Origin of the sequence: Stagnihabitans tardus (genome assembly GCF_009925085.1) — a bacterium.
Lineage (GTDB): Bacteria > Pseudomonadota > Alphaproteobacteria > Rhodobacterales > Rhodobacteraceae > Stagnihabitans > Stagnihabitans tardus.
Genome location: NZ_JAABNR010000004.1, coordinates 271,676 through 279,107, shown reverse-complemented (window position 1 = coordinate 279,107; position 7,432 = coordinate 271,676). Strand labels below are relative to the sequence as shown.

At 67.1% G+C, this 7,432-nt stretch carries 7 protein-coding genes; 1 reads left to right on the top strand and 6 read right to left on the bottom strand.

Translation table 11 applies throughout. The features are described 5' to 3' along the window. Positions 1 to 137 precede the first annotated feature (137 nt). From GV832_RS06165 to GV832_RS06155, 3 genes are read right to left on the bottom strand one after another with little or no spacing between them, the layout of a single operon-like run. Entirely contained in the window at positions 138 to 1,760 is a 1,623-nt protein-coding gene (locus GV832_RS06165) for a peptidoglycan -binding protein (protein WP_168773953.1), read from the bottom strand. 1 nt (position 1,761) lies between these two features. Continuing rightward, a complete protein-coding gene (locus GV832_RS06160; protein ID WP_168773952.1) occupies positions 1,762 to 2,901 on the bottom strand; it encodes a biopolymer transporter ExbB in 1,140 nt (379 codons plus the stop codon). A 53-nt stretch (positions 2,902 to 2,954) separates the two neighbouring features. After that, positions 2,955 to 3,476 (bottom strand): gamma-glutamylcyclotransferase, encoded by a 522-nt coding sequence (locus GV832_RS06155; RefSeq protein WP_168773951.1) that lies wholly within the window; start codon positions 3,474 to 3,476, stop codon positions 2,955 to 2,957. 57 nt (positions 3,477 to 3,533) lie between these two features. On the opposite strand from GV832_RS06155, the gene GV832_RS06150 reads away from it, so the two are divergent. Next, positions 3,534 to 4,490 carry a DUF2125 domain-containing protein gene (locus tag GV832_RS06150; RefSeq protein ID WP_168773950.1) on the top strand — a complete coding sequence of 319 codons (957 nt, stop codon included), beginning with the start codon at positions 3,534 to 3,536 and terminating at the stop codon, positions 4,488 to 4,490. A 67-nt stretch (positions 4,491 to 4,557) separates the two neighbouring features. On the opposite strand, the gene GV832_RS06145 is transcribed toward GV832_RS06150, so the two are convergent. From GV832_RS06145 to hisC, 3 genes are read right to left on the bottom strand one after another with little or no spacing between them, the layout of a single operon-like run. Beyond that, positions 4,558 to 5,382, bottom strand: a complete 825-nt coding sequence (locus GV832_RS06145) for an extensin-like domain-containing protein (protein ID WP_168773949.1) — start codon at positions 5,380 to 5,382, stop codon at positions 4,558 to 4,560. Next, a complete protein-coding gene (locus tag GV832_RS06140; protein WP_168773948.1) occupies positions 5,379 to 6,287 on the bottom strand; it encodes a prephenate/arogenate dehydrogenase family protein in 909 nt (302 codons plus the stop codon). The genes GV832_RS06145 and GV832_RS06140 overlap by 4 nt, the downstream gene beginning before the upstream one ends. Further along, positions 6,284 to 7,366 (bottom strand): histidinol-phosphate transaminase, encoded by a 1,083-nt coding sequence (hisC, locus tag GV832_RS06135; protein ID WP_168773947.1) that lies wholly within the window; start codon positions 7,364 to 7,366, stop codon positions 6,284 to 6,286. Before hisC ends, GV832_RS06140 begins: the two co-directional genes overlap by 4 nt. Positions 7,367 to 7,432: the final 66 nt, after the last annotated feature.

The following is a 7,432-nucleotide window of genomic DNA, read 5'->3' as shown; positions in this document are numbered from 1 at the left end:
AGCCAGCAGCGCCTACCCCTCTTCATAAGCTCATCCGGGACTCCCGGACGTGCTCACCCGTCGGTCGATCCCGCACATCAAACCGCCACAACCCCAAAATAGATGGGACGCAACCGCCGCATACGGTATACCCCGGGTTACCTCTCGGTCAGCTTCAGCTCGATCCGGCGGTTCTGCGCCAGGGCATCCGGGGTCTCGCCCTGGGCCACGGGTTGGAACTCGCCGAAGCCTGCGGCGGCGAGGCGGCCGGGCGGGAAGCCCAAGGTATCGGTCATGTAGCGCACCACGGCCAGCGCGCGGGCCTGGGAGAGCTGCCAGTTGTCCTTGAACTCCCCGGAGCCGGAAAGCGGCGTGGCATCGGTATGGCCGTCGACGCGAATGATCCAGTTCAGTGTCGGGGGGATTTCCGGCACCACCTGGTTCAGGGTCTGGACGACCTGCGCGATCTGGGCCTGGCCCTCGGGCGAAAGGTCGGCGGCGCCGGGCTGGAACAGGACCTCGGAGGAAAAGACGAAACGGTCGCCCACCACCCGCACGCCCTGCTTGTCGGCCAGAAGCTTGGAGAGCTCGCCGAAGAATTCGGAGCGGTACTTGGCCAAGTCCTGGTTTTCGGTCCGCAGGCGCTCGGCCTCGGCCGCCTCAAGGTCAGCGCGGCGCTTTTGTTCGGAGGCGACCTGGGCCAGGGCCTGGTTCAGCTTGGAGCCCAGCGCCGCGATCTGGACCTTGTTGTCGGCGTCCTTGGCGGCGGAGGCGTCCAGAAGCCCCTGCAATTCCCCCAGCTGCGCCCGCAAGGCCGTCATCTGCTGGTTCAACAGGGCGACGTTGCGGGCCTGTTCGGCGATCTGTTCCTCTTTCTCCGACAGGATCTTTTCGGCCTGGGCCAGGGCCGCGCTCTTGTCGTTGGTCCGGGCCAGGGCCTCGGCTTCGGCCTTGGCGGCCTCGGCTGCGGCCAGAAGGGTCAGGGTCTCTTCGGCCTTCTTGCGCTGTTCCTCCAGGGCCAGCGTCATGGCGGTCAGCTCGGCCTCGGAGCCCTTGAGCTTGTCCTGCAGCGCCTGGGCGGCGGCGGCATCGACCAGGCGCTGTTTCTCGGCCTCGGTCAGGGCGGCGGTGGCCTCGGTCAGGTCGGCCTCCTTGGCCGATGCCTGGGCCTTGAGGCCTTCGATCAGCTTCTCCAGCGCCTCGCGGCGGGCGGCGGCGAGGCGCGCGGCCTCGGCGCCGGCATCGATCTCGGTCCGGGCCTTGGCGAGCGCGAGGTTCAGCGCCTCCTGCTCGGTCAGGGCCTTTTGCTGCGCGGCCTCCAGCTCGGCGACCGAGGCCGTCAGCGCGCCGATCTGGCCCTTTTGCGCCTGGGCCTCGGCCAGAAGGCTCGCGACCTGGGCCTCGAAACTGGCGATGCGGGTCTGGGCGGCGGTCAGCTCGCCCTCTTTCGCGGTCAGCTGGCTTGTGAGCGTGGCGATGAGCGCCGACTGCTTTTCGCCCTCGGCCTTGGCGGCGGTCAGGCTGGCCGACAATGACCCCACCTGGGTTTGCAGGTCTTGGGCCTTTGTGCGTTCAAGGCCCAGGGCCTCGGCCAGTTGGGCGACCTGGGCGTTCAGTTCCGAAAGCTCGGAGGACTGGGTGTTGATCGTGTCACGCAGGACGGATTGCGCGACGGTCAGGATGGTGAGGACAAACATCATGACCATGAGAAGCGTCGTCACCGCATCGACGAAGCCCGCCCAGATGTTCGGCTCCTCGCGGCGGCGGCGCGACAGGCCCATCTCAGCGGCCCTTCTTGATGGCCTGGGTCAGGGCGGAGAGCTCGGACCGCAGATCGGCAATGGCCTCCTGGCGGCCGGCTGACAATTCCTCAAGGATGCGCAGCAGTTGCACGTCGATCGACCGCAGGCGCATCCGGCTTTCGGCATCGGAATAGGCGGGGCCGCCTTCGGGGGCAGCCAGCGCGCCCAGGGCCGCCAGGATGCGCTCCTGGCCCTCGGCGATCCGTGTAAGGGCCTCCAACTGGCGGGGGTCACGGCCCATGGTGCCGATGGCCAGCGAAAGCTCCTCCAGCCGCTGGTCGGTGGCCTGACGCCCCTCTTCGGCCTGGACGAAGAGGGTTTGCAGAACCTCGACCTGGCCCGCCATGTGGTCGAGAAGCTGGGGCACCATGGCCTGTTCGTCGCCCTCGCCATCGCTGACGAAGCCCAGGCGGGTGATGGTCGAAAGCCAATCCTCCAGCTCGCGGTAAAAGCGGTTCTGCCCGTGGCTGGCGAAAAGCTCCAGAAGCCCCACGATCAGCGAGCCCGCGAGGCCCATCAGCGAGGAGGAAAACGCCGTCGACATGCCGCCCAGCTGTTCCTGCAAGCCCGCCATGAGCTTGCCAAAGATCGCGACGCCGGTTTCGCCCTCTTGCGGGGCGAGGTTCTTGATCGTGCCGACGATGGCGGGGATCGTGGTGGCAAGACCATAGAAGGTGCCGAGAAGCCCCAGGAAGATCAACAGGTTGGTCAGATAGCGCGTGATGTCGCGCGCCTCGTCGATCCGGGTGGCGACCGAATCGAGGATGGAATTGGCGTTGGAGGAGGTGATCTGGCGGCGCTGGCCTCTCAGCAAGGCCGCCAGGGGCGCCAGAAGCTGCGGCGGGATGGCGTCATCGGCGCCGGGCGCCTCGTTGGCGAAATTCTCGATCCAGCGGACGGATTTCATCAAGATGAAGACCTGCCAGAAGCAGGTCAGCACGCCCAGGGCAAAGACCCCGATGATGAAGGCATCGAGGAAAGGGTTGGCGTTGATGATGCTGAGGATCTCGGCCCGGATCAGCCAGATCCCCGCCCCGATCAGCCCCACGGCCAGAAGCATCGACAGAATCTGCCGCACCGGCTGGGTGAAAGAGATCGCTTTAGACGCCTGCTCGGTCATGGCCCGCCCTGTTTTTCGTTAACAATAGCAGGACGGCGCAAAAGGCCAAGCGTTTACAAGGCGCGGACCATCTGGACGAGGGTCTCCATCTCGGGATCGGGGATGCCAAGCTCGGCCAGGTGGGCGGCGGTGGCGAAAAGGTAATCGCGGTTGGGGCCGCGCTCGCCCACGGCCTGGGCGATGACCCGGGCCTGGGCCTCCAGGGCCAGGCGCAGGTAATCGGGCCGCGCGGGGGTGATGACGAAGGTCAGGCCCAAGACCTCTCCGGCATCGGTCTGCAGGGGAAGATGGCGCTCCTCGTAGCCCGAGCCCGATAATTCGCGGTCGCGCAGATAGGCGAGGACCGCCTCCTCCTGCCCCGGCTCGGCGCGCATCGCGAGCCCATGGCAGACAGCGCCGGGCAAGGCGTCCAGCGCCAGGACCAGGCCGTGACGCTCGGGCGTGCCCCGGTAATGCACCGACTTCATGCAAAAGCTGCGGTGATAGCCTTCGACCCGCGCCAGCCGCCGCTCGGCCACCGGAAAGCCCGGGTTCCAGATCAGCGAGCCATAGCCAAAGACCCAAAGTGCTTCCATCGAACTGGCCCTTTCGCTTTGCCCCTTGTAAACAGGCCAAAACGGAAAGGGCCAGAGATGAAATGGATGCTGCGGGCGGTTCTGGCTGTTGCGGGGATCTGGGCCCTGGCCTGGTTCTTTGCGGCGCAATATCTCAAGGGCGCGGCCGAGGACTGGTTCGCGGCGCAAGAGGCCCAGGGAATCGTCGCCGAACATGGCGGGCTCTCGGTCCAGGGCTTTGCGACGCGGCTTGACCTGAACGTGACCGCGCCGCATTTCGCGGGGACGGGCTGGGACTGGCAGGCGCCTTTTGGCCAGGTCTTGATGATGGCCTGGAAGCCCTGGCATGTGCTGGCCGTGGTGCCCGGCGGGCAGAAGCTGACGCTGGGGGGCCAGGTCCTGCGGCTGGACACGTCGAAGATCGAGGCTTCCTTGCACATGGCGCCCGAGACGGGCTTTCCGCCGCGCGAGATCCGGGTGGAATGGCCGGAGCTGACAGTCAGCTCGGACAAGGGCTGGACGATCTCGACCGCGCGGGTCTTTGGCGCGGCGCAGGCCACGGGAGACCAGGCCTTGAAGCTGTGGTTGCAGGCCGATGACCTGACCCTGCCTGCGGGCAGCGACCTGGGCGGGCTGGGCCCCAAGATCGCCTATCTGCGCTTCGACGCCCGCCTGCCGCTGGCCGCTCCCCTGGCCTGGGAGGAGGAGCCGGTGTTCGAGGCCTATGACCTGCGGACGCTGGATATCAGTTGGGGGAGCCTGGAGGTCGAGGGCTCTGGCATGGTGACCCCGGACCCGATGGGTCAGGCCGATGGGAAGATCGAGCTGCGGATCAAGGGTTGGCAGGCCCTGCCCGATGCGGCCATCGGCCTGGGGTTGATCGCTCCGGGGATGCGCGGCGGGCTGATGGGCGCGCTGGAGGGCATGGCCCAGGCCGGCGAGGATCCGGCCGAGCTGGTCCTGCCGCTGGTGATGAAAGGGGGCCAGATGTCGCTGGGACCGATCCCCCTGGGCCCCGCGCCCTATCTGCCATAGGGCGCAATTCTGCCAAGTCAGGGCGCCCTATCTGCCATAGGGCAAGGTTTCGCCAAGCCCTCGGGGCCTACCTGCAATAGGGACGCCCGCCGTGCTGGCTGACGTCCAGGTGAATATGGGTCTCGTGGTAGCCATCCGACCCCGGCCCCAGGATGACGGTAAAGATCCCGCAGGCGTTCTTGCGGGCCTTTTGCCAGCGCCGATCCAGGCGTGACTTGACCTCGACGGCCTTGCCACTGGTCAGGACGACGGCGGAGAAGTCGATGGCCTCGCCCTTGCCATGGACCGAGGGCGGGTTGCCGCGCACATTGTTGCGGGGGCGGCAGGAATAGCTGTCGGCGACGCGGAGTTGCGCCACCTGGTTGTTGAAGGCCGGTTGCAGGGCGCCGCTGATCCAGTCCGAGATCGCCGAGGCGGCCTCGCAGTTGATCGTCGGCGCGGGCGAAAGGGTAACGCCTGCAATCGAGGTCACCTCGACCGGCTCGGCAATGCCGCAGCCCCGGCGGGTCGATCGCATGGCTGCAAGCTGGCGGCCCTTGATCTCGGCCCGGCCACAGACCGCGCCCTTCATCGTCTGGCGCCCGGGCTTTTGCACCTGGGGTTCCGGCTGGGGCGCGGCGGCCAGGATCACCTCGGCCTCGGGCGCGCCGAGGCCCTGGGGCCGGGGTCTCGGGCGCGGGCCAAAGCGTTCGACCTCTGCCACCTGGACGGCTGCGACGACGGGAACCAGTCCCAGGGGCCGGGGCTTCGGACGCAGGAGGGGCGCGGCGTCTTGTATTGCCGCGGGCTGGGCAGCTTCGGCCAGGAAGGGGCGCGGCTTCGGGCGCTGGCTCGCGTCCTGGGCCCAAAGGAGCCCCGGAAACAGGCAAAGGAGCGCGGCCGCCAGCCTCACGTCTTCACCGCGACGCGGCCGAAATCAGCGGCGGCGGTGTCCTGGCCGGCCTCGATGATGCCGCGACGGATGGCGCGGGTGCGGGTGAAATAGTCGAAGAGGTGGTCGCCGTCGCCCATGCGGATGGCACGTTGCAGGACGAAAAGCTCCTCGGCAAAGCGGCCCAGAATGTCCAGCACCGCGTCCTTGTTGGTCAGGAACACGTCGCGCCACATGGTGGGATCAGAGGCCGCGATCCGGGTGAAGTCGCGGAAACCCGATGCCGAATACTCGATGACTTCGGAGTTCGAGACCTGCGCCACGTGATCGGCCACCCCCACCATCGTATAGGCGATCAGGTGCGGGGTGTGAGAGACCACGGCCAGGACCTGGTCATGGTGTTCCGGCGTCATGGTGTTGACCTTGGCCCCCATGGCGACCAGAAGCGCGGTCAGGGTCTCGATGGCCTTGGGGGCCACGTCCTCACCCGGGGTCAGAAGCCACCAGCGGTTGACGAACAGCGTGGCAAAGCCCGAGCGCGGCCCGGAATACTCGGTCCCCGCCATCGGGTGGCCGGGGATGAAGGCAACGCCCTCGGGCAGATGGGGGGCCACGGCGGCAATCACCGCCTGCTTGACCGAGCCCACATCGGTGACGGTGCAGCCGGGCTTCAGATGCGGCGCGATTTCGGCGGCAAGCGCGCCCATGGCGCCGACCGGCACGGCCAGGACGACGAGGTCGGCCCCCGCGACCGCCTCGGCTGCCGTGGCAAAGACCTGGTCGCAAAGGCCGATTTCCAGCGCGGTGTCGCGGGTTTCCTGCGACTTGGCATGGCCCACGATCTGACCCACATGGCCCTTCATCGCATGGGCCATCGAGGAGGCGATCAGCCCAAGGCCGATCAGGGCGACCTTTTGATAGATCATTTCATCCCCTTGAACTGGCCGATGGCATGGGCGACGCGCCGGCAAGAGGCCTCGTCCCCGACCGTGATGCGCAGGCAATGCGGCAGCTTGTAGCTGGCCACGCGGCGCACGATCAGCCCCTGGCCCTGCAGGAAAAGGTCGCAGGCCTCGGCCTCGGCCACGCTGGCAAAGCGGGCGAGGATGAAATTGGCCATCGAAACATCCGAAGGCACGCCAAGCCCCGCCAGGGCCTCGGAGAGCCAATGGCGCATCTTGGCATTGTCGGCCCGGCAGCGCTGGACGTAATCCTGGTCGCGCACGGCGGCCTCGGCAGCGTCGAGCTGGGTGTTGGACAGGTTGAACGGCCCCCGGATGCGGTTCAAGACATCGATGATCGCCTTGGGGCCGTAACCCCAACCGATCCGCAGCCCGCCAAGCCCGTAGATCTTGGAGAAGGTCCGCGTCATGACGACGTTTTCCCGACGCGTGGCGATCTCTGCCCCGCCGTCATAGCCCTCGACATATTCGGCATAGGCGCCGTCCAGGACGAGAATGGCCTGCGACGGCAGCTTGGAGGCCAGCCGCTCGATCTCGGAGATCGGGATCATCGTGCCGGTCGGGTTGTTCGGATTGGCGATGAAGACCAGCTTCGTGCGCCGGTTGCAGGCGGCCAGGATCGCATCGACATCGGTGGTCCGCTCCCGCTCGGCCACTTCGACCGGGGTGGCGCCGACCGCCAAGGCCGAAATGCGATACATCAGGAAACCGTGTTCGGTGAAGACGACCTCGTCCTTGGGGCCCGCATAGGCCTGGCACAGGAAGGTGATGATCTCGTCCGAGCCCACACCGCAGATGATCCTTGCGGGGTCCAGCCCATGGACCTCGCCGATCGCGCCCCGCAGTCCCGCATGGTCGGTCGAGGGATAGCGGTGGATCTGATGCACCGACCGCGAGAAGGCCTCCTTGGCGCGGTCCGAGGGGCCGAAAGGGTTCTCGTTCGACGAGAGTTTGACGACATTCGTCACCCCCGCGACCGAGGCCTTGCCGCCCTCATACAGCGCGATGTCCATGATGCCGGGTTGCGGGCGGATGTCGTTCATCTTCTTCCTCGAAATGCTGCCGGGGTTTTAGCCTTGGGGGCGGCGCTTTGCCAGCGGGAATTGGCT

Excerpts from the sequence above, each read along its gene's own strand:
- GV832_RS06165 (WP_168773953.1), bottom strand. The coding sequence starts at position 1,760 with ATGGGCCTGTCGCGCCGCCGCCGCGAGGAGCCGAACATCTGGGCGGGC.
- GV832_RS06160 (WP_168773952.1), bottom strand. The coding sequence starts at position 2,901 with ATGACCGAGCAGGCGTCTAAAGCGATCTCTTTCACCCAGCCGGTGCGG.
- GV832_RS06155 (WP_168773951.1), bottom strand. The coding sequence starts at position 3,476 with ATGGAAGCACTTTGGGTCTTTGGCTATGGCTCGCTGATCTGGAACCCG.
- GV832_RS06150 (WP_168773950.1), top strand. The coding sequence starts at position 3,534 with ATGAAATGGATGCTGCGGGCGGTTCTGGCTGTTGCGGGGATCTGGGCC.
- GV832_RS06140 (WP_168773948.1), bottom strand. The coding sequence starts at position 6,287 with ATGATCTATCAAAAGGTCGCCCTGATCGGCCTTGGGCTGATCGCCTCC.
- hisC (WP_168773947.1), bottom strand. The coding sequence starts at position 7,366 with ATGAACGACATCCGCCCGCAACCCGGCATCATGGACATCGCGCTGTAT.